This window comes from Streptomyces calidiresistens, from assembly GCF_014141525.1.
Classification (GTDB): Bacteria; Actinomycetota; Actinomycetes; order Streptomycetales; family Streptomycetaceae; genus Streptomyces; species Streptomyces calidiresistens.
In genome coordinates, this window is the sequence record NZ_VKHS01000873.1 from 1 (window position 1) to 2,128 (window position 2,128).

Sequence of the window (2,128 nt, forward strand, 5' to 3'; positions counted from 1 at the left end):
GGGGCGGACGAGCCCGGCCGGACCGTGCTGCGCGCCCTGCGCGGGGAGGGCGTGGACCTGCGCCACGCGACCGTGGACGAGGAGGCCCCCACCGGGGCGATGCTGCGCGAGACCCGGGTCGGCGACATCGCCCGGGTGCACTACTGGCGCGCCGGGTCGGCCGCCTCCCGGCAGCGCCCCGAGCACCTGGCGGCGGCGTGGGCGGAGGGGGCCCGGATCCTGCACCTGACGGGCATCACGCCGGCCTTGGGCGAGGGTCCGCGCGCCGCCGTGGCCGGGGCCGTTCGCCACGCGCGGGAGCACGGCTGGACGGTGACCCTGGACGTGAACCACCGCGAGCGACTGTGGGGCGCGGAGCAGGCCGCGCCGGTGCTCCGGTCCCTGCTGCCCGGGGTGGACGTGGTGATCGCCTCGACGGAGGAGCTGCCCCTCGTGGCCGGCGCGACGGAGGACGGGGAGCGGGAGCGGGTGGCGGAGCTGCTGGCCGGCGGTGCCCGCGAGGTCGTCGTCAAGCTCGGTGCGAAGGGGGCGCGGGTCCACCACCGGGACGGCTCCACGACAAAGGCACCCGCCCGGCGGGTGACGGTGCGGGACACGGTGGGCGCCGGGGACGCGTTCTGCGCCGGCTATCTCTCCGGGCTGCTCGACGGCCTCGCGGCCGGGCCGCGCCTGGACCGGGCGGTGGTCTGCGGGGCGTTCGCGGTGGCCTGCGAGGGGGATTGGGAGGGGCTGCCGCACCGCGACGAGTTGGCGCTGATGGACGCCGGACCCGGCCACGCCGTGCGGTGAGGCGGCCAGCGCGCCCCGGCCCCGCCATCGCGCCGTCGGCGGGGCCGGGGCGGGGCCCGTCAGCCGCGCAGCAGGGCGTTGCACTCCCGCTGGAGTTCGACGTCCGCCCACATCGGGTGGTGCGGGGCGGCGTTGGAGCAGACCACCGCGCCCAGCGCGCCGACCCGGACGCTCTCCTCCATTGCGCGCCGGCACAGGGCCGCGCCCACCGGCCCCTCCTCGAAGGTGCCGTGCAGGGGGGTGTAGCCCACCCATCCCTCGCCGAAGAGCAGGGGCACGCCGAGGTCGGCCGCCAGGTCGGCGGCGGCGTCGATCCAGGTGACCAGGCGCTGCTCCATCGCGAGGCGGTGGACGGCGTGCCGGTCGTACAGCCAGGCGTCCCACTTCACCGGGTCGCACCACTGGTGCAGGTACATCTCTCGGGGGGAGACGAGGGTGGCCTCCTCCCGCCAGGCGTCGTCCGCCGACGGCTTCCAGTCCTCCAGGGACGGCGCCGAGGGCACCAACAACTCTTGTGCGGCGCGCTCCTGCGGGAAGGGACGCGCGGGGTCGCGCAGGGCGAAGGTGTCGATCATCTCGTCCAGGACGCCGTGGACGTAGGGGTGGAAGACGGCGACATCGATGTCCCGGGGCACCCCGCGCATCGCCCCCACCGGCACGGCGGCGTAGTTGACGGTGACCGGGTGGTCGGGCCGGCGGGCCCGGAAGCGGGCCAGGCCCCGTTCCAGGCGGGGGCGCAGCGCGAGAACGGTGGGAACGGCGCCGACGGGGTCGCCGTCGAGGCTCTCGGTGAGCCGGCCGGCCTGGACCTCGTTGTGGAGTTCGGTGAAGGCGATCCGGTCGTCCAGCCCGTCGTGCGCGGCGAGGAAGTCGATCAGGTCGGCGAGGGCGTCCGCCAGGGCCTCGGGGCGGCGTTCGGGCTCCACGGCCGTGAGCGCGTCGAGCCACCGCCGGTCCCCGGCGAACACGGGGCTCTGCTGGTACTCCCAGCTGGAGGGGATGACGTGGAAGTCGTGCCGGCGGGCGGCTCGGAAGAGGGCCAGCAGGTGGGCGCGGCCGTCGATGACGGTCTCGGCGCGCACGTCGTACCAGCGCACCCGGCTGCCCCGTCCGCCGCCGAGGGGGCCCAGGCGCAGGCGTGTGGTGTCGAGGCCGGAGCCGAAGAGGAGGAACGGCATGGCGCAGATCCGGATGGTGTTGTAGCCCCGGTCGGCGGCCTCGGTGAAAGCGCGGTCGAGATCCTCGAAGGGTTCGCCGGGGCCGGTGCGGACGTACCAGGAGAAGTCCCAGAGGGTGACGGTCAGCCGGTCGGGGACCGTGGCGGGGAGGGGGACGGGCA

The 2,128-nt window shown here is 75.9% G+C and carries 2 protein-coding genes; one reads left to right on the forward strand and one right to left on the reverse strand.

Annotated elements, in window-relative coordinates:
* Positions 1 to 789, forward strand: a 789-nt coding sequence (locus FOE67_RS23655) for a sugar kinase (RefSeq protein WP_182666867.1), incomplete at its 5' end; no start/stop codon positions are given.
* 59 nt (positions 790 to 848) lie between these two features.
* On the opposite strand, the gene FOE67_RS23660 is transcribed toward FOE67_RS23655, so the two are convergent.
* A partial coding sequence (locus FOE67_RS23660) for a cellulase-like family protein (protein WP_228474212.1) occupies positions 849 to 2,128 on the reverse strand: 1,280 nt, incomplete at its 5' end.